Annotated in this window: 19 protein-coding genes and 1 pseudogene; 17 read left to right on the plus strand and 3 right to left on the minus strand. The window is 51.6% G+C overall.

Going from position 1 to position 24,245, the window contains the following annotated elements:
* Positions 1–1,664: S8 family peptidase (locus ACYC56_RS03440; protein ID WP_461372783.1), on the plus strand; the 1,664-nt coding region annotated here is incomplete at its 5' end.
* 4 nt (positions 1,665–1,668) lie between these two features.
* On the opposite strand, the gene ACYC56_RS03445 is transcribed toward ACYC56_RS03440, so the two are convergent.
* Positions 1,669–3,198 (minus strand): ArnT family glycosyltransferase, encoded by a 1,530-nt coding sequence (locus ACYC56_RS03445; RefSeq protein ID WP_461372784.1) that lies wholly within the window; start codon positions 3,196–3,198, stop codon positions 1,669–1,671.
* Positions 3,199–3,299: 101 nt separating this feature from the next.
* Entirely contained in the window at positions 3,300–4,202 is a 903-nt protein-coding gene (locus ACYC56_RS03450) for a stalk domain-containing protein (protein WP_461372785.1), read from the minus strand.
* A 350-nt stretch (positions 4,203–4,552) separates the two neighbouring features.
* On the opposite strand from ACYC56_RS03450, the gene csaB reads away from it, so the two are divergent.
* From csaB to ACYC56_RS03480, 6 genes and pseudogenes are all read left to right on the plus strand, one after another.
* Positions 4,553–6,298 (plus strand): polysaccharide pyruvyl transferase CsaB, encoded by a 1,746-nt coding sequence (gene csaB / locus ACYC56_RS03455; RefSeq protein ID WP_461372786.1) that lies wholly within the window; start codon positions 4,553–4,555, stop codon positions 6,296–6,298.
* Positions 6,299–6,369: 71 nt separating this feature from the next.
* Complete coding sequence (gene murJ / locus ACYC56_RS03460) at positions 6,370–7,959, plus strand: murein biosynthesis integral membrane protein MurJ (protein WP_461372787.1); 1,590 nt, start codon at positions 6,370–6,372, stop codon at positions 7,957–7,959.
* A gap of 115 nt (positions 7,960–8,074) precedes the next feature.
* Entirely contained in the window at positions 8,075–8,908 is an 834-nt protein-coding gene (locus ACYC56_RS03465; protein WP_461372788.1) for a purine-nucleoside phosphorylase, read from the plus strand.
* Positions 8,909–8,930: 22 nt separating this feature from the next.
* Positions 8,931–10,187, plus strand: a complete 1,257-nt coding sequence (gene ahcY, locus ACYC56_RS03470; RefSeq protein ID WP_461372789.1) for an adenosylhomocysteinase — start codon at positions 8,931–8,933, stop codon at positions 10,185–10,187.
* Between the two features lie 127 nt (positions 10,188–10,314).
* Positions 10,315–11,403 (plus strand): annotated as a pseudogene (mtnA, locus tag ACYC56_RS03475) (S-methyl-5-thioribose-1-phosphate isomerase).
* A gap of 8 nt (positions 11,404–11,411) precedes the next feature.
* Positions 11,412–12,311 (plus strand): AEC family transporter, encoded by a 900-nt coding sequence (locus ACYC56_RS03480; protein ID WP_461372801.1) that lies wholly within the window; start codon positions 11,412–11,414, stop codon positions 12,309–12,311.
* Between the two features lie 328 nt (positions 12,312–12,639).
* On the opposite strand, the gene ACYC56_RS03485 is transcribed toward ACYC56_RS03480, so the two are convergent.
* A complete protein-coding gene (locus ACYC56_RS03485) occupies positions 12,640–13,347 on the minus strand; it encodes a double zinc ribbon domain-containing protein (RefSeq protein ID WP_461372790.1) in 708 nt (235 codons plus the stop codon).
* A 303-nt stretch (positions 13,348–13,650) separates the two neighbouring features.
* On the opposite strand from ACYC56_RS03485, the gene ACYC56_RS03490 reads away from it, so the two are divergent.
* From ACYC56_RS03490 to ACYC56_RS03535, 10 genes are all read left to right on the plus strand, one after another.
* A complete protein-coding gene (locus ACYC56_RS03490; protein ID WP_461372791.1) occupies positions 13,651–13,854 on the plus strand; it encodes a cold-shock protein in 204 nt (67 codons plus the stop codon).
* A gap of 261 nt (positions 13,855–14,115) precedes the next feature.
* On the plus strand, positions 14,116–14,679 hold the full coding sequence (hpf, locus tag ACYC56_RS03495; protein ID WP_461372792.1) for a ribosome hibernation-promoting factor, HPF/YfiA family: 564 nt from the start codon (positions 14,116–14,118) through the stop codon (positions 14,677–14,679).
* Between the two features lie 218 nt (positions 14,680–14,897).
* Positions 14,898–16,133 (plus strand): HD-GYP domain-containing protein, encoded by a 1,236-nt coding sequence (locus tag ACYC56_RS03500; RefSeq protein WP_461372793.1) that lies wholly within the window; start codon positions 14,898–14,900, stop codon positions 16,131–16,133.
* On the plus strand, positions 16,111–17,355 hold the full coding sequence (locus ACYC56_RS03505; protein WP_461372794.1) for an HD-GYP domain-containing protein: 1,245 nt from the start codon (positions 16,111–16,113) through the stop codon (positions 17,353–17,355). The genes ACYC56_RS03500 and ACYC56_RS03505 overlap by 23 nt, the downstream gene beginning before the upstream one ends.
* Positions 17,356–17,437: 82 nt before the next feature.
* Entirely contained in the window at positions 17,438–17,935 is a 498-nt protein-coding gene (locus ACYC56_RS03510) for a hypothetical protein (protein ID WP_461372795.1), read from the plus strand.
* A gap of 140 nt (positions 17,936–18,075) precedes the next feature.
* Positions 18,076–20,619, plus strand: coding sequence for a preprotein translocase subunit SecA (secA, locus tag ACYC56_RS03515; RefSeq protein WP_461372796.1), 2,544 nt, complete (start codon positions 18,076–18,078; stop codon positions 20,617–20,619).
* An 84-nt stretch (positions 20,620–20,703) separates the two neighbouring features.
* Positions 20,704–21,823, plus strand: a protein-coding gene (prfB, locus tag ACYC56_RS03520) for a peptide chain release factor 2 (RefSeq protein WP_461372797.1) whose coding sequence is annotated in 2 segments (ribosomal slippage) — positions 20,704–20,757 and positions 20,759–21,823 — 1,119 coding nt in all. Because the reading frame shifts where the segments join, the coding sequence is not laid out codon by codon here.
* Position 21,824: 1 nt separating this feature from the next.
* Entirely contained in the window at positions 21,825–22,553 is a 729-nt protein-coding gene (locus ACYC56_RS03525; RefSeq protein ID WP_461372798.1) for a phosphatase, read from the plus strand.
* 7 nt (positions 22,554–22,560) lie between these two features.
* The gene (locus tag ACYC56_RS03530; RefSeq protein ID WP_461372799.1) at positions 22,561–23,259 is read left to right on the plus strand and encodes an LmeA family phospholipid-binding protein; all 699 of its coding nucleotides are present in this window, start codon (positions 22,561–22,563) and stop codon (positions 23,257–23,259) included.
* Positions 23,260–23,434: 175 nt separating this feature from the next.
* Positions 23,435–24,245 (plus strand): YitT family protein (locus ACYC56_RS03535; RefSeq protein WP_461372800.1); only part of this gene is annotated, 811 nt, incomplete at its 3' end.

The following is a 24,245-nucleotide window of genomic DNA, read 5'->3' on the forward strand; positions in this document are numbered from 1 at the left end:
ACGCCTGGGAAAAGGTTTCGAGCCCAAACCAGGTAAAGGTCGCCGTTCTTGATACCGGTGTCGACACGGCCCATGAAGACCTTCAGGGCATCTTCGCGATGGACCCGAGCAACCCGGGACAAATTCTAGGCAAGCATTTTTTCACAGACCCGACAGGCAAGCAGGTAAGCGACAATAACCTGCAAGATAACGCCGGTCACGGCACTCATATCAGCGGCATTATCGCCGGCGTGACCAATAACAGCTTGGGCATAGCCGGTATCTCAGCCGGCGCACGGGTCATGCCCGTTAAAGTGCTGGATGATGTGGGGCTCGGCGAGGACGCAAATATAGCGGAAGGCCTGGTCTGGGCGGCCGATAACGGCGCACGGGTCGTCAATATGAGCCTTTCCGGCCCGGCCCAATCTAAAACCCTTGCCGATGCCATAAAATATGCCCACGATAAGGGTGTTATTATAGTCGCTGCCACCGGAAACGACGGCGTTGCCGACCCGAATTATCCCGCGGCGTATGACGGCGTTATTGGGGTTGGCGCATCGGATAACAAGGATCTTCGGATGCAGCAGTCCAACTTTGGTCCCTATGTAGACGTCGTGGCCCCGGGAGTGTCGATTCTCTCGACATTCCCGAAGGCAGAATCCTTTGATGGCGCCGCTTACGAGGCGCATACCGGAACGTCGATGGCTACGGGCTTTGTAAGCGGCCTTGCGGCCCTCATTCTGTCCGAAAACTCCGGCCTGACCAGCGATCGCGTTGAGGGTATCATGTATGTCGCCGCAGAAGACCTCGGCACTTCCGGCTGGGACCGCTATTTCGGGCATGGGCGCATCGACGCCAGTCGCGCGGTCGATTTTAGTGACAGCGACAATGTAAGACCGAGTGTGTCGATTACATCACCGGCTGAGGGTTCTAAGGTTACGGGCACAAGCATTATCGTTTCGGCATCAGCGGCGGATGCAAATAGCGGTGTCGCCTTTGTCGATTTCTTTGTGAACGGGGAGAGGGTAGGCTCGTCCATGATGCCCCCTTACGAGGTCAGCGTCAGTTCTGATAAGTTCCAAGGGAAGAATACGGTACAAGCCGTGGCCTATGATAAGAGCGGCAACTCGAGTTCCTCTGAAGTCACCTGCTACCGCCAGACCTTCTCGGACGTCGCCCCGTCATACTGGGCGTTCGAGGATATAGAGGCGCTCGCTGCAAGCAAAATCATATCCGGTTATCCGGGCGGCTATTTTAAGCCCGGCAGTTCCGTTGGCAGGGCAGAGTTTGTGAAGATGTTGATGGAGGGGATGGGCCTCTCTAAGAAAACCTATTACAGCGGTTACTTTAAAGACGTGCCCTCTACATCCTGGACGTGGCCGTATATCGAGGCCGCCTACGATATGGGTCTTGTCACAGGCTATAGCAAGGATGAATTTGCCCCGGACAAGCAGATTAAAAGGGACGAGGTAACGACCATGCTCATCAAAACCGGCGCCTTCGCCATCGACTACTCGGGCTCACCGTTTGCCGACGTCCCAGTGGGTCATTGGGCCTACGCCTACGTGATGTCAGCCCGCAACGCCGGCATCATCAACGGCTATACAGGCGATGTCTTTAGACCCGAGCATCCCATGAACAGGGCCGAAGCCGCCAAGGTAATCAAGAACTCGTTTATTAACTAAGTTTTTATCGAGCTCGACCTACTTCTACCTGGTCTTTGAGGTCGTAGTAGCCGCACCCCGACTTTGTCTTGTGCAACTTGTAGTGATCCTTAAGGTAGAGCACGATCTCGCGCTCTTTTGCGGAGTTCAGGGGGATATAATAGCCGGCGCCGCGTGAGCGCAGGAACTTAAGCGAATCCAAGCTTAAATTGTTGCTCCGCCAGCCCCGGTGCCCGCTATAGTAGAGAATCGCCGGATTATAGTTGCCAAGTATTATCGGCTCATGCGGTCTCAGGGCCCCTTTTAGCTCCGTGCCAAACTTATAGAGCGAGATATCCTGCTCATATAAAGGCGAAACCGCCTGGTACGACTGGTAGCCGATAACCCCGACCAGAATCGCCGCAATCGCCCACGTGGCTTTATATTTCATAAAAAGTCCAAGCGACCTCGCCATGAAAAACGCCGCAATCGGCAACAAGGGTACGAGATAATAATCTATTCTGATGACGGCGGCGATTATTATTGCATAAAGCAGGATCGCGCCCGCCCATGCGTAAAAGGGTTTAAGACGGTGCTCTCTGAACCCCACGCGAAACGGAACGAGGCCTATAAGAAGCAGGACCAGCCCCACCGGCGTAAGGGCCATAGGTAAAAATTTTGAGAAGTACTCGGTTCCCTCGGGGGAGGCGACCGCTGTAAGCATCTGCGGGATAACGTGTTTTGAGGCCACATTGGACACGAATTTTCCGGTAATAATCGTTGGCTTTGCATAGTTGTGGTAATCGTAATGCGAGCCATAATGTGAGACCAGCCAGCTTGAATATATCAAAAACACCGTCGTCACCCCGAGGATTATCCCGTAGTAAATAATAACCCACCAGTTTCTCATGGTACGCCTGCCAAACCTATCCCATGCGATCGCCAGGACCGGTATAAATAAGAAAATATTGGGAAGCTTGGCAAGAACGGAAAGCGCACCGGCGACAGTGGCAAGGATGAAACTTTGCCTATCCTGTTTCTCGCACCACACTGAGAAGTAGAAAAGGGAGGCTATCCCGAAAAAAAGCATAGCTGCCTCGGGCTGCACGGTCCTTCCGTAGAAGACGCCCATCGGCAGTACTGTAAAGACCAGGGCCGCAAGATTTGCGGTCAACCGGTCCGTATAGCGCTTAACCAGCAAATAAAGAAAAAGCACCGCACCCGCAAAAAAGAGCACGGGGACAATCCGGGCCAGAACGTCGCTAGCACCGCCAAGTTTAAAGAGAAGGGCGATGATAAAGGTGGTTATCTGAAGCTCGAGCTGGCCATAATTTGGCCCCGGCCCATCGTATTCCAATTGGGGATGAAGGATGTTGAACTCGTGCTCGACGAAATTGCGTGCAATCGAGGCCGTATCGACCTGCCTCCAGCTCGAGAAATCCACCAGAGGCGCGGTAATCCCGTAGAGCCTGATCGAGAAGGCGATTATTAAAATCACCAGCAACCATGGATCGATTGGCAGACCCTTGCCCGGTTTCTTACTGCTAACGGTGCTATCACTATTACTGGGTGTCATGAGGTTTAGCTTAGTCGAGCTTGTCTAAAAAATCTACCGTCCAGACAACAAAAAAAGCGGGAGAGAATCTCCCGCTTTGGATGTGCTCAGGTATTTCGTAGCTAGTTAGCCGTAGAACTCGCCTCGGCCGTCACACTTTCGCCTGTTGAGACGGTGATATCTATCGTTCGCACTGCGTTGTTCCACTTAACCTGCGCACCTATGTTCTCGGCGACGAATCGCAGTGGAATAAACGTATTGCTATTTTTCAGGCACGGCTCCGCATCAAGCTTAACCTCAGTACCGTTCACCAGCGCGGTGTCGGAACCGATCGTCAAAGTAATGGTTCCGCCCGGATACGTAATAGTTATCTGCCTGTCTTCGCTCTGCCACGTTACGTCGGCGCCGAGCGCTTCAAAGAGCTGGCGCACCGGGACCAGCGTATGGCCTTTACTAATAAAGGCCGGTGGGTTGGAGTAGAGCAACTGACCGTTGATATAGATGAGAAGATCGTTGCTCGGGTTGTTTGAGATATTGAACATGCTTCTTGGATAAGCGATGAATTCCTGAGCGAACATCTTGCCGTAAGCGCCACCATCAACGGCACCTATACCGACATGCGTGTATTTGGGCTCAAGCATGTTATCTTTATGCGAAGGGCTATTCATGAGGCCCTCGAACGCCGCCTCGACCGTAGGCGCGCCCGCCAGGTTCTCGCCTGCGAGCAACCAGCCATCCGGTACACCTGCTGCGTTAACCCTATCCAGCAACTCGCCGGAAATAGGGGAGCTGTGACTAAAGAAGCTGTGGTCTATCATCTCTTGGCAATATCTTCGTGCCATGAGTTCAAGCTTGGGGTCGATCTCAAGCGCGTTAAGTCCGCTTGATCTTCTCTCTTTGTTTAAGAGATTGAGCATATACTGTTCGTCTGCATTAAGTGTTATTGCGTAAGCTGGTAGGATTAAAATAAAGAGTGTTACTAGGGCTATGGCGACGAGGACGATGGAGCGCGTCCTAAATCCCATTGAAACCATCCTTTCGTGCAAGGCTCACTGCTGTTGGCCTAAGTTCCTTACTACTATTGATTTGTTAAGCAGCATCCCTATCACGAGTCAACGAGTGAAAGTTTGCCGCCCGGCATGTCGGTAGGCATGCGTTAGTGGCGGTCAAACAATCGCTTTAGAAATATATCGACAAGCAGCAGGTTTTCTTTAGGGAGAGCTAGAGAAAAGAAGCCAGGAGCCAGGAGCCAGAATAAACCATTGTAAAATAGAAGGTTTTATTCTGGATTCTGGCTCCTGAATCCTGGCTCCTATTGTATAATGGTTGAGTCCCTGTTAGGTCTAATCGAAACAACCAACCGGATTAAAGAGCGATGAAAAAGGTACTTATCTCAGGCTATTATGGATTTGGAAATACCGGCGACGAAGCAATCCTCTCGGCGATGATTACCTCGCTGCGCTCTGAGATCCCCAATATAGAAATCACCGTTTCATCGTTCCATCCATATGAGACCGAAGCCAGATACGGTGTCAAAGCCATCCCCCGATCGATCAAGGCGATTCGCCGAACATTAAAGAAAAGCGACCTCTTCGTAAGTGGGGGCGGAGGCCTCCTGCAGGATGTGACGAGCGTGCACAGCCTCGTGTATTATTGCCTGCTTCTGATAGTAGCGAGGGTCGAGCGCGTTCCCGTGATGATCTACGGGCAGGGGATAGGCCCGATCAAGAGATTTTTCAGCAAGTTTTTGGTAAAGCTTGCGATATCCGGGTGTAATATAATCGCCGTGCGGGATGAGGGATCGAAAAGATTCCTTGAAAAGATCGGCGTGAGACGTGAAATAGCCGTCACGGCCGACCCCGCGCTGCTGCTAAAGCCGGTGCGGGTATCCAGGCTTGCCGGCATTAAGCGACCGGCAATCGGCTTTGCGCTGAGGGCGTGGCCGGGGATCGATTTTACGCGTATCGCCAAGGCCGCCGATGAAGTCGCCGATAGGTTTGACGCGAGCGTCGTCTTAATCCCGTTTCACGGCGGTCGTGATAAGTCGGTCGCGGAGCAGGTTGCTGGCAGGATGGTACAAAAGGCCATGGTTATCGATAACGTCGAACTACCGTCAGAAACCCTCGGCGTAATCGGGGAGCTGGACGTTCTGGTTGGGATGAGGCTGCACTCGACTATTTTTGCGGCCGTACAGGGGGTTCCTTTTATCCCGGTCGCATATGATCCCAAAGTCGAGGAGTTTTCTTCCTCGGTTGGGGCCTTACAGGCGATTGCATGTAAGGATATTACATCAGACACGCTTATCCCCGGGATCGAAAAGTTGCTGAGTCACACTGGTGGTTTTGCATATGCCGTCGAGGACTTGCGGATACGCGCGAGACATAACGCGGTTCTTGCAAAGCACCTGCTCAAAGAGCGGCGCATTCTTGGAATACGGTTTGATGCTCTCGAGATGGATGAAGCCGCTGTGATTATCGAAGGCTATATAGCAGAGAAAAAGCCTCATCTTGTGGTTACCTTAAACGCCGAGATGATGGTTATGGCGAGAGACGACGAGGGATTCAGGTCGGTTTTGAAAAAGGCGGACCTTCTCGTTCCCGATAGCATAGGCATCGTGTGGGCAGGAAGGCTAAGGGCGAGGGTGCCCGGCATCGATATGGTCGACGAGCTGGCCAGGAGGGCGGCTTTGAGGGGTCACAAGGTTTTTATGATAGGCTCAAAGAAAGACGTCGTTGAGGAGGCTGCGGCCGAGTTGCAACGTCGCTACCCGGGCTTAAATATCGTCGGCGCCCGCTGCGGGTATTTCTCCAAAGGGGAAGAGAAGCAGGTCGTCGATGAGATCAGACATGCGAGCCCGGATGTACTTTTTGTCGGTTTGGGAATGGGCAAACAGGAAAAATGGATCGCCAAACACCTGTATTATTTGAACGTGCCCGTGTGTCTTGGGGTGGGAGGGAGTTTTGACGTTATCGCCGGCAAGGTAAAACGGGCTCCGGTATGGATCAGGCAGGCGGGGTTGGAGTGGTTGTATCGTTTATTACAGCAACCGACGCGGCTGAAAAGAGTGCTTGCCTTACCGAAATTCGTCTTTATGGTGATACGCGAGCGCCGCTTGTACTAGTTAGACATCTTTTTTATTTACTGCTACACTTGCGCAAACAACCCGAAGCCATTTAAGGATACAGATATACTTTGAGCAGGGGAAAGTCTCTGGCCATCTCGGCCGTTACAGTAACTATAGCAACCTTCTTGGGGCGGATATTCGGTTTTGTCAGAGAGATGGTCATCGCCAACAAGTTCGGCGCAAATGCCAGTACCGATGCCTTCCTGGTAGCGTTTAGGATTCCCAATATTATCTACAGTCTTGTGGTAATGGGGGCGCTGAGCGCGTCGTTTATCCCGATTTTCACGGGTCTTCTTGCAAACGAGAAGGAGAAGGACGCCTGGCGTCTGGCACACACCATCTTCAATCTGTTGCTCATTATCTTCGGCGTGATAACGGTCGCCTTGGTCCTTTTCGCCCCCAAGGTCACGTATCTCTTAGCGCCTGGTTTTAAAACACCGGGCCAACATGAACTAGCGGCAAACTTGCTCAGAATTATGGCCCCCGCCCTGATCTTTATGGGTATTTCGGGTCTTATGGCGGGGATTCTTAACTCATATAACCACTTTGCCGCCCCGAGCCTGGTCGCCCTCGTTCAGAACGTCCTCATGGTCGGGTCGATCATCATTTTTTCGGCTAGTATGGGAATCTACGGCACGGCTGTCGGCCTTCTTTTGGGCTCTATCGGGCAGGTGGTAATACAACTGCCGTTCGTCATCAAGAGGGGTCTTGCTTTTCGACCTACGCTCAGCTTAAAACATGAGGATCTTGCCACGGTCGGGAAGCTCTTTATACCGGTGCTGATCGGCCTAGGGGCGAGCCAGTCGAATACGGTCATCGATACATGGATGGCGTCGTTTCTCAGCGTCGGCAGCATTACCTATCTTAATGTTGCCTTTAAAGTCGGCAGTCTGCCGCTTAATACCTTGATCGCCGCGATAGCCATAGTCCTGTTTCCGATGTTGTCGAAACACGCGGCAAGGGATGATGTGGATTCGCTTAAGAACACGGTCTCGCTCGGCATCCGGATGGTGGCGCTCGTGGCAATACCGTCCACGGTGGGCCTCTTTGTTTTGAGCCTTCCGATAATCAAGTTGCTGTTCCAGCATGGAGCGTTCGGACCCGACGCAACGCGCGCTACGGCACCGGCGCTTGCCGCATACTCCTTTGGCCTTTTCGCCATGGGGCTCAATATGCTGATCGTGCGAGCTTTTTATGCGTTGAAAGACGGTGTAACTCCTATGAAGGCGTCCATAGCCTTCGTGGTTATGCTTGTAGGGCTCGATATTGTGTTTATGAGGTTCATGGGGCATGTCGGCCTTGCCGTTGGGTATGCCTTTGCGGTGAGCTTGATGGTGCTGATACTTCTCCGGGGCCTGCGCAAGCGCTTGGATGGCATAAACGAGCTTGAGATCATCAGGTCACTCTCAAAGATCCTGGTATCGGCATTAGCAATGGGGGTCGCAACATGGGCGGCTTCTGGATTTCTCACGGGTCTGCTGGACTCCGGCTCCAAACTGCACGAGCTGATTATCGTCACGGCTTCTTTCGGTGTCGGGGTGGCCGTATATATCGCGCTTCTTGTGCTTCTGAAGGCAGACGAGGTGATACTGGCCTGGCAGGCGGTACGCTCCAAACTCTCCCGCAGCGGGCTTGCATCTGATGGAATCGTCAGGTAAAACAGCTTCTGGGGTTAAACTAATCAAATATTTTATGTTAATATAAGGAATTGTGATTTGACGGTATGGTTGCCACAATAGCGCTAAGCCGGCAACAGGTCGAGAAGGGGCTTTGATGGATATAATAGAGCAAGTAAGGCAGAACTTAAAGGACGCTCTACGATACATAAACGATAGGATCACCGGCACGGTGGACGTCGGGATAATCCTCGGCTCCGGGCTTGGAAATCTGGTCGATGCGGTTGAACACCCCAAGGTGTTTCCGTATAGCGAGATACCCCATTTTCCTAAGTCGACTACAGAGGGCCATCCCGGTAATCTGGTAATCGGCAAGTTGGCGGGAAAACGGGTCGCTGTTATGCAGGGGCGCTTTCACTACTACGAGGGCTATACTTCTTCGGGCGTCGCCTTCCCGGTCAGGCTTCTAAAGGGGCTGGGAGCGAATACCGTTATCGTCACATGTGCCGCCGGTGGTTTAAGGCCCGATCTTAAAGCGGGCGATATTATGGCGATAACGGATTACGTGAATCTAATGGGAGCAAACCCGCTCATCGGGCCAAACGACGAGCAGTTCGGACCAAGATTCGTCGATATGTCGGAAGCTTTTGATAAGGGGCTTCTTGCCACCGTGGAGGACGCGGCTCGGCAGGAAGGCGTCGATTTAAAAGAGGGTGTGTATGTCGCAGTTCTGGGCCCGAGTTATGAAACGCCCGCCGAGGTAAAGTTTATGAGAACCATCGGTGATGCCGTGGGCATGTCGATGGTGCCCGAAGTCATCGTGGCGCGACATTTGGGGATGAGGGTGCTCGGGCTTGCCATAATCACTAATACGCCGCAGGCAGAGCGCAAACTAAGCCATGAGGAGGTTCTAATCGAAGCGCAGAAATCCTCAGACAAGTTAATAAGACTCATAGTGAGAGTTCTAGAAGCGGTTGGAAGTTTAAAATAGATTCAAGAGGGAGCGGATAGGAATGAAGTATGACGTAAAAGACCTCGGCCTTGCCGAAGCCGGAAAGAAGAAAATTGAATGGGCTGACAAAGATATGCCGGTTTTACGGTTGATACGCGAGCGTTTTGATCGCGATAAACCGTTGAACGGCGTAAGGGTATCGGCGTGTCTGCACGTTACCTCAGAGACGGCCAACCTCATGAGGACGTTAAAGGCCGGTGGCGCCGATGTGGTTCTTTGTGCGTCAAACCCGCTCAGCACACAAGACGAGGTTGCCGCATCGCTGGTAAAGGACTATGAAATACCGGTGTTTGCCATAAAAGGCGAGGATGATGCGACCTACTATAAGCATATAAACGATGCCCTTGATCATCGCCCGCAAATGACGATGGATGACGGTGCCGACCTCGTGTCGGTACTGCATACCGAGCGCCCGGACCAGGTAAAAGATATTATAGGCGGAACCGAGGAGACCACCACCGGCGTAATCAGGCTCAAAAGCATGGCCGAGCAGGGTGTGCTGAAATACCCGATTATCGCCGTAAATGATGCGTTAACGAAGCACTTTTTTGATAACCGTTACGGCACCGGGCAGAGTACGATCGACGGTATCCTTCGTGCGACCAATGTCCTCATCGCCGGTAAGACCTTTGTCATTTCCGGTTACGGATGGTGCGGCAGGGGTCTCGCCATGCGTGCGAACGGCATGGGAGCTAACGTGGTTATCCTCGAAATCGATCCGTTAAAGGCTCTCGAGGCGGTTATGGACGGTTATCGGGTAATGCCTTCGGTTGAGGCAGCCATGATCGCCGACATCTGGGTCACGGTGACCGGCGACATACATGTGCTAGATGAGCGGCATTTTAAAGTCATGAAGGATGGCGCCATTATCGCCAACAGCGGTCACTTTAATGTTGAGATAAACATACCGGCCCTCGAGGCCATGTCCGAGCCCCGCAGGGAAGTACGCCCGTTTGTGGAAGAGTTTCTGACAAAGGACGGTAGGCGTATCTACTTGCTTGCTGACGGCAGGCTGGTAAACCTTTCCTCCGCCGAGGGTCATCCGGCAAGCGTTATGGATATGAGCTTTGCAAATCAGGCGCTCTCGGCCGAGTATATGCTTGCTGTGGCCAAAGAGCTTGAGAATACCGTCTATTCTGTTCCCACCGATATCGATGCCGGCATCGCCAAGTTGAAGCTCGAGTCGATGGGGATTAAAATAGACAAGCTTACCGAGGAACAGGATAAATACCTGCACTCATGGGAGATGGGCACGTAGTTTGGGCCGGGATAACTCGGTCCGTTTTTTAATCCCTTTTGCGGAAATCGTTATTGCCAAGACTCGGTTTCTTATCTAACATACTAAATTAGGGGAGAATGTGAATTTTTTCATTAGAGGGAGGAACATGAAGACAGTTGCTTGGACCGGCTGCGAAGAAGGAAGCACCGTAGGTTGGAGAAGCTGCAAGGTAGCCATACTCGATCAGAACGCTTTGCCTCACAAAGAGGTGTTCATCGAGACGTCGGATTACCTGCGGGTAGCCGAGGCGATCAAGACGTTGAGCGTTAGGGGAGCGCCGGCGATCGGGGTAGCAGCGGCATTCGGCCTAGCTCTTGCAGGTCTACAATCCGGGGCTAAGGACACACCGGAGTTTTTACAGGAGATCGATCACGCAGCGGGCGTACTGGGTTCGACCAGGCCTACTGCCGTAAACCTGTTCTGGGCGCTCGACCGCATGAAAAAGACGGCGCACGGCAACTCACACCTGGCGGTCAGCAGGATGAAGAGGATCCTTAAAGAAGAAGCCGATGACATCGCCGACGGAGAACTCCAGATGAGCATGCAGATGGGTCAGTTTGGGTCTGAATTAATCAACAGCGGTGATACTATCCTTACGCATTGAAATGCCGGCGCGCTCGCTACCGTAGGATACGGTACTGCGCTTGCAGGAGTCCACGTCGCCCACAAGCAAGGCAAAAAGGTTCACGTATTTGTGGGTGAAACCAGACCATTGATGCAAGGAGCCAGGCTTACCACCTGGGAGCTGGCAAAGGACAATATACCGGTAACCCTTATCTGCGACAACATGGTCGGATACTTCATGGCCTTAGGAAAGATCGACAAAGTGATCGTTGGCGCTGATAGAATCACGGCGAATGGAGATTTTGCCAACAAGATAGGCACCTACACGATTGCTGTTCTTGCAAAGGCGCATAATATCCCGTTCTACGTCGCCGCACCGATCTCGACTATCGACATGTCGCTAAGCGACGGAAGTAGAATCCCGATTGAGGAGAGGGCGCCCGAAGAGGTAACCCAATTCGGCGGCATAGTAGTTGCGGCAAGCGGCATCAATGTCGCGAATCCGGCATTTGATGTTACCCCTAATGAGTTAATAACAGGTATAATCACCGATAGAGGCGTGTTAAAGCCCCCATACAGTGAGGCTATCGCAAAACTATTCGATAGGCGGGAAGTTGGATCGCGGAACTAGTCACTATAATCCTATCAATTCTGATACTTATATCGATCGGGTTTGTAAGTAAAAGGGTGGGCCTTCTTGAGAAGACCCACACCTTAATCTTAAACAATATCATCATCTACCTGACGATGCCGGCGCTCATCTTTCGCGCCGTGTTCGAATCCAAGATATCATTATCTCTTTTAAAGATACCCCTGATAGCGTTAGCGATTACCGCATTAAGCATGGGTGCTGCGTATTTTATCGGGCGCCTTTTGCATCTAAAACGTCCCACATTCGGGGCGCTTCTTCTTGTAGCGGCGATAGGCAATACCGGTTACCTCGGCTATCCGCTTACCCTACAGCTTTTTGGCATCAAGAACCTCGTCAAAGCGGTATTCTACGACCTCTCCGGTACGGTTGTCTTTACCTTCACCATCGGGCTGCTTATCGCTCAGAAGTATGGACAGGCGAAGGATAAGATTAACATACTTAAAGAAGTGTTTACATTTCCGCCGCTCATTGGCCTTTTTCTGGCGCTTGCCTTAAAGGGGCTTGGAGCAGGATTGCCCATTTTTTTGATGGATGCGATCGGATTTCTGGCCGGAGCGACAATTCCGCTCGTAATGCTGACCATAGGGCTCTCGCTTGAGCTGACCAAGGTGAGAAACTACGCGCTTGCAATCACAGCGGTAGTTCTGATAAAACTGCTGGTCGCCCCGCTTATCGCGTTGTTTGGAAGTAACATATCCGGGATGTCCGGCGCGGATTTAGGGATAATGGTCCTTGAAGCCTCGATGCCGAGTTTCTTGTTGTCGCTGGTCATCGGGCTCCGGTACGGTTTAGATACCGATTTCTTACCGGCGGCGATCGTCGTCACAACGATACTCAGCATGATCACCATCCCGGTGTGGCAGTATCTTGTAAGGATTGTTTCTTAAAGGTAAGAAAGAAGGTTTCCGCTTAGCTGACCTGGCCTTTGACCCCACACTCGCCTGCTGGGGGCTTCGCAGCCCCTTTTGGACCACTGGAACCCCTCTCGTCCTCCTGGAACGGCAGGACTTACTCCTAAGATGCACCATGCTCAGCATTCTCACTTAGCCAAAAAAAATACCAAATGTGGATACTTTACGTGGATCCTTTTGCCTGCATCTAGCTTGGACTACCCTGATTTACGGGATACGCAAATCCGGGGCAACCACAGACCTAAGCGGAAACCTACAACGTATTGTACAGGCATTTTTGGTCGCGAACAACAGAAGAGGTGCTTTATCTGCCCGTGAGCGGTGTTCGGGCAATGGTCAGCGCCGATACCTCTTCGACCCCCGCATCCAGTAAAACCCGCGCACACTCACTAACGGTACTGCCCGTAGTGTACACGTCATCGATTAACAACACCTTGCCGTAGAGCCGGCTTCTTACCGCGAAGGCGCCCTTGATATTACGCGGGCGGTCGGCGAGCCCGAGTTTGTTTTGCTCGGGGGTGGTGCGGGTTTTGATCAAACAATCGCAGAACGGTTTATTGAGTAAGACCGAGAGTTCTTGTGCGATGAGCCGTGATTGGTTGTACCCGCGCTTGGCTTCTTTGTACCCGCTTAGCGGGACACATGCGATTATATCTATATCATGAATAATATGCTCGACGAAATCGCCCGCGACACTTGATATAAAGCGGGCCAGGTGGGGGGAGAGGTGTTTGCCGTTTTTATACTTTAACTGATGAATGGCTTCTTTTAGCGAACCCTCATACATCCCACCGGAGCGGGCACGCGTAAAGTAGAGCGTTTTATGCGAACACTCGCTGCAGCTGTCAACCTCTCTCTGGCAGGGCTTACCGCATTTTAAACAGATGCTTCCGTCTATCTTGGGGAAACTGTCCAGACAGGGGCCGCACAGCGCTTGCTTTGACTGGCGGCCGCAAACCTTACATGTCGGCGGGAACACAAGATCAAACAGTCCCTTAAAGAGCCCAACCATCTGCATCCTCCTCTTAATTACATAATATAATTGTCCCATAGTTGACGAAGTCGGTTAACGAAAAATTCTAAAAAATTCAAATAACAGAGAAACCCGCTGCTTGCAGGCCATCTTAGTGCTAAAAGATATGTTTGCCGGTAGCAAAAATGGGTAAAATATTAGCAATATTACAGATTTTACCTGGTTAACCAATAGATTACATGGTATGTATAACCTTGGATACAACCGTCAGGCTTTTTGACAAGCCAATGCCGGTATTGTATTGTTTAATTGTTGTTGGCTTGTAGGTTTTAGGAGGTGCACGTGCTTCAGGGAACAGTCAAATGGTTTAGCGCGGAAAAAGGCTACGGATTCATCGAGCAAGATAGCGGAGATGACGTATTCGTGCACTTTTCTGCCATCCAAGAGGACGGTTACAGGGCTCTTAGCGAAGGCCAGAAAGTGGCATTTGAAATCGTTGAGGGCGATCGCGGTCCTCAGGCTTCTAACGTTCAAAAAATGGTTTAGTAACAGTTAGCGGCCAGACCAACAACACCCCATGTATTTTTATACATGGGGTTTTATGTTAACCGGAACCATCCCCGCGGGGTTTGCGGTTGACGAGGGGAGAGAATACATTACATAGAGTTGCGATACACTATCCTTATAAACGGGAAAACTCTTACAACATAGGTTATATGAAGATCTATACTCTCGTTATCCTCAAACATTGCCGTTAATCTATAATGAAGGAACAAGTTTCTACAATCATCGATAGGGGTGTGCTTTATGGAAATTATCGTAAAAGGTCGACACATAGAAGTTACCGATGCGCTACGTGCATATGCAGAAGATAAAATCGGGAGAATCACCAAATATTTCGATCAAATACAGAAGATCGAAATCGAGTTCACCGATGAGAAAAACCCCAGCATAGTAAATTCGAAAACAGTCGAGGTCACGGTCTTTCCAAAAGGCCCGATCTTGAGGGCGAAAGAATCTTCTACCGATATGTACGCATCGATAGATATGGTTGTCGATAAGCTCGAGCGTCAAGTAAAGCGTTTCAAGGACAAAAATTACAAGGCATCCAAGCATGCCCCAAGCCTTGGCGAACTGGCCGTCGCGAATTTTGCCGAGGACGAAGCGCGGCGTGAAGAAGTCCCGAGCATCGTTAAGGTCAAGCAAGTTGCGGTCAAACCGATGGCCCCTGAGGAGGCCACGATGCAGATGGAACTCTTAGGTCACGACTTTTTTGTCTTCACCAATGCCGAAACCGATGAGATAAACGTTGTCTACAAAAGAAGAGACAGCAACTACGGCTTAATCGAGCCCATCCACGGGAAGGGCTAAATACCGCATTTCGAAGGGTCGATTCCAAAAATTCACTGGACAAAAGGTACGTGCCGCTTTTACTATTAGTAGACGGAGCGGTAACTACTTAGCCAATCGCACGCGAAGAACCAACTTTACATTTACATTACTATCGACAGCCAAACACCGTGAACAGTATTCCAGCAAGAGCAAGAGTATTTTTCTATAGTATATATGCAGCGGCATTCGTAGTTCTGGTGGCTAGTCTAATCATGAAACCGGTGCTACCCTGGCTGGAGGTCGCATTTTTTGCGCTGCTCATATTTATCGCCGATTCGTTCACCATCCAATTGCCTAAAAAGGCGTTTATCTCAGTCAGCTTTACAATAATTTTTGCCACGATTCTTCTCTTCGGCCCCGGGGCCGCGACAATCGCGAGCGTCATCACGGTTTTTAACTTGAGCGATATTAAGCACAAAATACCCCGGTACAAGATGGTCTTTAGTGCTTGCAATTACGTTGTATCGGCGTTTTTAGCCGGGCACATCTACTTACTGCTCGGTGGGACAACGGGCAAGATCGTCGCATCGGATTTTCCGTTTATCATCATCCCGTTCGCCGTTTCCTGCATAATCTTTTTTATCATGAATACGTCGCTTATAGCGCTGGCGGTTGCCATACTTTACGGGGAATCGGCGGTTAATACCTGGCGCTACGATTTCCAGTGGCTTATCCCGAATTACTCCGCTCTCGGGGTGCTGGGTTTTATCCTGGCGCAGATCTACACCTCGGCCGGTCCGGCCAGTATTATCCTTCTCGTAGTGCCGCTTTTGATCGCATGGCAGACCTTCGGCGTCTACATGAAGCTTAAGGGTACCTATGTGGACACGGTAAGCGCGCTGGTGCAGGCGCTTGAGGCAAAAGACCCCTACACCAGGGGCCACTCCGAGCGTGTGGCGCAATACGCAGGGATGATCGCCCACGAGCTTAAGCTGCCGGACGATAAAGCTGAGATTCTGCGGTACGCCGCGCTCCTGCATGATATAGGGAAAATCGGGATAGCGCGAAAGGTTCTCAACAAACCCGGCAGGCTTACGAATGATGAGTTCAAGCGCATTAAAGAGCATCCGGGGATCGGCGCTGAGATCATCGGCGATATCGACTTTTTGGAGTCGGCGATTCCCGCGGTATACCATCACCACGAGCACCTCAATGGAACCGGCTACGCGAAAGGGATTTCCGGGGAGAAGATACCGCTTCTTGCCAGGATTTTAACGGTTGCCGATAGCTTTGACGCCATGACGTCGACGCGCCCGTACCGGCCGGCGTTGAGCGTGGAAGAGGCCGCGGCCGAGTTGGTCGCCTGTAGCGGTAGCCAGTTCGATGAAACTATCGTCCAGGCGTTTGTCGAATCGCTTAATATAATGCTTGAAGACGATGACTTTGAAGTAAAGGAGTTGCAGCTAAAGATTGCAATCGAAGATCCGGCGTAACGTCGCCTTACTCCATACAACGGCCATACTACTGGGCTTGGGTGTATTTGCATCGAGCCTGCCGGGTTTTCCGTCGTCGCCCTTGCTGGTGCTAGGGCTGTTTGCCACGGCGGTTGCCGCCAGCAGGCTGCTCGATATCCAGCTGCCGCAGGGTGGAAGGCTGCACATCGACACCGCTGTTATTATCGCGAGCATTTTACTGTTTCCGCTACCGGACACTCTGGTCGTCTCGATCCTCGGCATTTTGGTTTCGATGCTGATACGCCAGGTCAAGCTGCAGTTTGGCGCAACTATGTACCCACTCTCGATTAAAATCATCACGATTTATATGGCCACGAATGTTTTTTATGCCGTAGGCGGCAAACCGGGAGAGATAGAGCCACTACTCGGGATCGTATCCCTGCTGCTGCTCTGCGGGGCGTATTCGGTCATAGATCTCGGTCTTGATCAGCTGACTATCGCAGCAAACCGCGGGACCAGGTATATGCGTGGGTTCGTATCATCGGTTCGCTTCCTCGGCCCGATTTATCTATCCCTATCGTCGCTCGGGATCCTTCTTTCGATCATGTATAAGGGGATGGGGTACTGGGGGCTGCTTTTATTCTTCCTGCCGCTTATGGTGACCAGGGTATCGTTTAAATCGTTTTTAGATATAAGAAACATCTATCGCAAAACTATCGAGGCGCTCTCGAATGCGATCGAGGCGCAAAATTCCAATAGGAGCGGTCACGGCAGAAGGGTGGCGAATTACTCGGTCGATATCGCAAAAGAAATCGGCATCCACGGCCGCGAACTCGAACTGATCGGCTATGCCGCGCTGCTGCACGATATCGGCATGCTCGGCGTCGATGAGGACTCGCTGGACCACCTGCTTGAGCAGGTAAGCGCGCAAAGCGGGGAGGCACCGCACGCGATTATCGGCGCTGAGGTCGTGGAGCAGGTGGATTTCTTGCGGGGCGCAGCGGATATGGTGCGAACCCACCACTATCCCATCGACCGCCTTAAAAGGCCGGATGATATCCCTCTCGGGGCAAGGATCATCAACGTCGCCAGTTACTTCGATAAACTCACGAAAACAGACGTGCTAGCTGAGCGGCTTACCGCATACCAGGCCATCAGCAGGATAAAAAAAGACCAGGGCATAAGGTTTGACCCAAAGGTCGTTCGGGCATTGATTACTATACTACGCAAGCAGGGCAAACTTATGGAATATGTTAGTTAAATAAATGTTACCCTGGTCTGTGGATATAAGATTTAGTGCTATACTATATGTATAAAATAACTTATTAGTTGGGGAATGCTCGATGGCGAAAGTGCAGGCCAAATTTACAGACGCAAGACTTGTTTTCTTGCCCATAACGCTTTTTATCCTACTTAACGTAACGGGGTATATCACCTCGAATGCCGAAATCAGCACACGTATCGTGCGTTCAGCTGCCATCGGCAACCAGGCGCCATCAGAAGCTATGCGGGCGCAAAATTCTCAGCCAAATTCGGTAGAGCAATATGCGCCGGTAGATCTTTACCACTTATTAGATAAGCCCATTCTTGAGGCAGATGAAATCCGGGCTTATGAGCCGATAGCCACTAGCGCTGAAGCTTCTGCTTCTAAGGATATCCTTAAAAGGGACTTTAAAAATGGAACTCCCGGCTTTAAAGCGATCAAAGCGGCTCTCTTAAAGAGAAGTATTGCCGAAGGCCGTGATGTAATAAATTCCGGGGCAGAGACAAAAATAGTCTTTTTAAAGCAGAATAAATGGCTCTGCCGAACATTCTATAATCCTCCCGACACCATCTCATGACCATCCCCAGCAAAAGTGGTAAAATACGTTAGGTATTTTACGACGTAAGACCAAATCGTAATCAAACTGTCTTACACGGTTGTTAAGTTGTTACCTTAGATTGTTAAAATACAAGATATTGACTATGGAGTTGTATATATATGTTTAGCTTACTTGAGCGTGTCCTCCGGATGGGAGAGGGCAAAAAGTTAAAACTGATCGAAGATAAAGTCGCACTGGTAAACGAATTCGAGCCGGAGGTCGAGAAACTCGGCGACTCCGAGCTTACGGCGAAAACGGCCGAGTTTAAAAAGCGGTTTGCCGATGGGGAGGAGACCCTGGACGATCTTCTTCCGGAGGCGTTTGCGGTGGTCCGCGAGGCCTCAAGGCGCGTCTTGAAGATGCGCCACTTCGACGTACAGATCATGGGCGGCCTCATCCTTCATGAAGGCAAGATCGCCGAGATGAAGACCGGTGAAGGTAAGACGCTCGTGGCGACGCTTCCGGTGTATCTAAACGCCCTGGAAGGCAAAGGCGTGCACGTAGTAACCGTCAACGATTACCTGGCCCGGCGCGATAGCGAATGGATGGGCCAGCTCTACGAATTCTTGGGTTTAAAAGTCGGTCTCATCCAGTCGGAGATGCATCCGTTGCTTCGCAAGCACGCCTACGATGCGGATATCACCTACGGTACGAACAACGAGTTCGGCTTCGACTACCTGCGTGATAACATGGCGACCGACGTCAATGAGCGCGTCCAGCGCGGGTACCGCTTTGCGATCGTGGACGAGGTCGATAGTATTTTGATCGACGAGGCAAGGACGCCGTTGATTATTTCAGGGCAGCCGGAGAAATCGGCCGATACCTACTATTCGTTTGCGCGAATTGTTCCCAAACTCAAAAAAGGCGAGCATTACGAGGTCGACGAGAAGCATCGCACCGTGTCCATCACCGAGGAGGGCGTGACAAAAGTAGAGGATGCCCTCGACATCGACAACATGTACGACCACGTAAACAGCCAGCTTGTAAACCATCTGCAGCAGGCGCTAAAAGCACATGCGTTGTTTAAGAAGGATGTCGACTATATCGTCAAGGACGGCGAAGTCATCATCGTCGACGAGTTTACCGGCCGTTTAATGGACGGCAGAAGGTACAGTGAAGGCCTGCACCAGGCGATCGAGGCCAAAGAGGGCGTCAAGATCCGTGAGGAAAATCAGACGCTCGCAACGATCACCCTGCAGAACTACTTCCGCATGTACGATAAATTGGCAGGCATGACCGGTACCGCCGCGACTGAGGCGGACGAGTTCATGCATATTTATAAACTGGCGACAGTGGTCATCCCCACGAACCAGCCTATGGTCAGGGACGACCGGCCGGACTCCATCTATAAAAGCGAAGAGATCAAGTTCAAGGCGGTCATCGAAGATATCGTCGAGCGCAACGGGCGCGGTCAGCCGGTTCTCGTTGGTACGGTTTCGATCGAGAAGAGCGAGACGCTCGCCAGGATGCTCAAGCGTCGCGGCATAAAGCATGAGGTACTGAACGCCAAATATCACGAGCGTGAGGCTGAGATCATCGCCCAGGCGGGCAGGAAGGGCGCGGTAACCATTGCGACCAACATGGCCGGTCGAGGCGTCGACATCATCCTCGGCGGGAGTCCGCAGGTTCCGGAAGAGGCCGCTGAGGTATGCACGGCGGGAGGTCTTCATATCATCGGTACCGAGCGTCATGAGTCACGGCGAATCGATAACCAGCTCAGGGGTCGTGCAGGCCGCCAGGGAGACCCCGGTTCAAGCCGGTTCTACCTGTCGCTTGAGGATGATTTGATGAGACTGTTCGGCTCTGACCGTATCGGAAACATCATGGAGCGCCTCGGCGTGCCGGATGACCAGCCGATCGAGCACGGAATGATCTCAAAATCCATCGAGACGGCCCAGAAACAGGTCGAGGCGCAGAACTTCGGCATACGTAAACACGTTCTCGAATACGATGATGTCATGAACAAGCAGCGCGAGGTCATTTACGCTGAGCGTTTGCGCGTTCTTGAGGGCGAAGATGTTCGTGAGCGTATACTTGATATGGTAAACGATGTTATGAGGGCGTCGGTCGAGGTATTTACCAGCGACTCGACGTATCCCGAAGAATGGGATTGGGAAGGTTTGTTCTCATACATTAACCAGTTGTTCCCGCTTGGATGGGGGAAAGATGCGCTTGAGGTGACTTCGATAACGCAGGAAGAATTAATAGACAAGCTTATCGAATCCGCACAGGCCAAGTACGAAGAGCGTGAAAAAGAGCTTGGTGAAGAGCTGATGCGCGATATCGAACACCTGGTCATGCTCGAGGTAATCGACAACAAGTGGAGGGAGCACCTCTACGAGATGGATTACCTGAAAGAGGGAATCGGCCTCAGGGCGATCGGTCAGAGAGATCCGCTTATCGAGTACAAGTCGGAAGCATACGATATGTTCCAGGCTATGATCGAAGGTATCAAAGAGGATACCCTGCGCTACATATTCCACGTCCAGGTGGTCAAGGACGAGCCCGCCAAGCCGAAACAGCAGGCGTTTGTGGCAAGCGGCGGCTCAAGCGATGAGCCGAAGAAGCCAAAGGTAAATGACGATAAAGATCGGATAGGGCGAAACGACCCCTGCCCATGTGGAAGCGGCAAAAAATATAAGAAATGCTGCGGCGCGGCCTAGGAATTACGAGTTGCGAACGTCGAATTACGAATTAGTGTGGGTCGAGAAGGTGGGCTCAAGAGAAGAGCTAAAGGTGGAAGTATATTGATTACTGATTACAGCGTTGAGATCGACGAGATAAAAGAAAAAATCAAGCAGATTAAGGGTTATCTTTGACATAGACGGTAAAAGAGAAGGGGTAGCCAAGCTCGAAAAAGAAGCCAGTAAACCGGGCTTCTGGGATGATCCGGATACCGCCCAAAAGGTGATGTCCGCTTTAAGCGACTTAAAGGACGATATCCAAACGTGGGAGCGGGCGGACGACGAGTCTGAGGACCTTGAGATCATGAACGAGCTGGCCATCTCTGAAAACGATGAATCGCTTAGTAAAGAGATAGAAAAGGCCTTTAAAAAGTTACATCGCTTTGTCGACGACCTGGAGCTTCGAAGCTGGTTTACCGATCCGATGGATAGCCATAGCGCGATCGTAACCGTTCATCCCGGAGCCGGCGGGACCGAGTCGCAGGACTGGGCGGAGATGTTGATGCGCATGATAATCCAGTGGGCGAAGAGCAAGGATTTTCGGGTAAGCGTCAACGAGTATGCCCCGGGCGAGGAAGCGGGCATTAAAACCGCCACGTTTACTATCGAAGGCAAATACGCATACGGTTTTCTGCAGGCGGAGCGCGGCGTGCACCGGCTGGTAAGAATATCCCCGTTTGATTACGGCGGCAGGAGGCATACCTCGTTTGCCTCCGTGGATATTATCCCAAAGGTCGACACGGATATCGAGATAACTATCGACCCGGCGGATTTGCGCATAGAGACGTTCAGGTCGACCGGTGCCGGCGGCCAGCACGTTAATGTGACCGACTCGGCCGTGCGTATTACCCATATCCCGACCGGCGTGATGGCGCAGTGCCAGAACGAGCGGTCGCAATCAAAGAACAAAGAGACGGCGCTCATTATCCTCAAAGCCCGCCTGTACGAGCGTATCCGGGAAGAGCGGGCGAGGGAAGAGGCCGAGCGTCACAAGCAAAAGAAAGACATCGCCTGGGGCAGCCAGATCAAGTCCTATGTGTTGCACCCGTACCAGCTCGTAAAAGACCACCGTACCGGCCTTGAAAAAGGCGATGTGCAATCGGTGCTCGACGGCGATATCGACGATTTTATCATCGCGTACCACAGGCAGCGGGCGCTCGAAGCAGCTGATGGAGCAGTTTAGCATGAAGATAGAAGCAGACCTGCATGTTCATACCGTTGCGAGCGGGCATGCGTATAGTACGGTCGATGAGATGGCGAGGGAGGCCGCGGGCAGGGGGTTAAAGCTGATCGCGATAACCGACCACGGTCCGGCTTTGCCCGGCGGCGCGCATCCTTATCATTTCTGGAACCTAAGAATCTTGCCGGCCGAGCTGCACGGTGTGCGGATATTGAAAGGCATCGAAGCAAATATCACCAACGCTAACGGAGAACTCGACCTCACGCCCGACTACCTTGAGCCGCTTGAGCTTGTTCACGTCGGGTTCCATCCGCGTTGTGGTTATGAAAACACATCGGTTGCGAAGAATACCGAGGCATTGATCAAAGCGATGGATAATCCTCTTGTGGATTTTGTCGTGCATCCGGGAAACGCTAAATTTCCGATTGAGCCCGGGCCCCTTGTTGATGCGGCTTTTGAGAAGGGAATAGCCCTTGAGATCAACAACAGCTCGTTTTTGCCGACCAGCAGTCGAGACGCAGCATATGATTTTGATGTAGACATAGCCCGGGCGGCCCGAGAGAAAGGCGTACCTGTTATACTTAGTAGCGATGCCCATATCTATACTCAGGTCGGCGAGGTCGACAAGGCGGCCGGGTTGGTGAAGGACGTTGGGATCAAACCGGAACAAGTTCTAAACACATCGGTCGAAAAAGTGCTTGAATACCTGGCCCAACGAAGGGCCCGGCGCTAGGGGTTGTATGAGACGCATACCAGTTATCACCATTGCGATACCGATTATCATCGTCCTGGGCATACTTGTGGCCATCGTCGTGCCATCCCTTGCGAACACTATCATCCAGTCGGCAGTTATCGACACCCTCAAACACGATTATGGTTTAGATGAATGCGCCTATGTACGCGTTGACTCGACCACGCTGATGCTTCTTTCGGGTAAAGTGAGCCAGGTGTATGTCGAGTGCTCGAAAGGCGATTTTAACGGGCTCAAGGCAAAAAGCCTCACGATATTCGTGCGGGATATCAGGTTCGACCTCAAAGCCCCCGTTCTCAAGAAAAAAGTCGCGGTTACAAAGATCGGTAAGGCAAATGCGAGAATCGTGTTCGGCGAGAATGATATCAACCATTATATTAGCAGTGCCTATCCCGACTTAAGCGCGTGGAAGATACGGCTCAAACCGGAGGGAATTACCGCCAAGGTAGATATCGAGATGCTTGGTGGCCTCGAAGTTACGTTCAAACCCAGGATCAAAGGAGACTACCTGGTCATCGAGCCGATCGACGCTAAATTCACCAAGCTCAGCAAGTGGGGCGCGGTCAACGCCCGAAACTGGGTGAGAGAAATACCCCTCAATATTCCGGTAAACAACCTTCCCTTCGGTATGCGAATAACCAAGATTCTCGTTCAAGACAATCAAATGGTTGTCACTGCGGAGAATTGATCAGGGCTCTTAGCAAGCCTCAGCAGCTAAACATCTAGCAGAAAATTTGCTACATTATATATGGGACTAATTTATCTTAAACAACATCTTGAAGAGCAAAGGCCCTGGCCGTTTCCTGGAGATTTCGGCGGGGTCTCATTGTTTTGGTATGTAGAATTTCGTGAGGGGTGATTGCATGAGCAAGGAAACAGAGCGTTCGCCGTCTGAAAGAACGCTTCGTAGATACAGAGATACAAGCGAGGTCGGTTTGGCGGGCACGAGGAGAAATCTTCTCAAGCCCTTACATAAACAAGTGTTCCGCGAATATGCCGGAATAACGCTGGGGATCATCATCACAGCCCTGGCATTGGATATATTCTTGATACCCAACAAGCTTGCGGCGGGTGGCGTGAGTGGTCTGGCGACCGTTTTGCACTACGAAACGGGCTTTCCGGTCGGTCTGACCATGATCGCGATCAACGTTCTGCTCTTTGCCATCGCGACAAAACTTCAGGGCTGGAAGTACGGCATGAAGACGCTTTACGGCGCATTCGGATTGTCGCTGGCGATCGACGCGCTTGTTCCGCTCGTAAGGTCGATGACGATAACCAACGACGCGATTCTCGGGACGCTGTACGGCGGCATTCTCACCGGAATAGGTATGGGGATCGTTTTCAGGAACGGCGGCAACACCGGAGGAACCGATATCGTAGCGCAGATTTTACAAAAATATAGTAATTTAGGTTTGGGTCAGCTCTTCTTACTTGTTGATGGTTTTGTTATGCTGGTAGCAGCTACTACGTTTGGGCTGAAGCTGGCTCTCTACGGGATGATATCGGTCATAGTCATGGGCCGCGTCATCGACTACGTGCAGGAAGGCCTCAGCGTGGAGAAGGCGGCGTTTATCATATCCGAGCGTACCCAGGAGATAGCCGAAGGTATTCTGTTTGAGCTGAGGCGAGGTGCCACTGCTCTTGAAAGCAGGGGTTACTATTCCGGGAATCGTC

It is taken from the genome of Candidatus Aquicultor sp. (genome assembly GCF_054640775.1).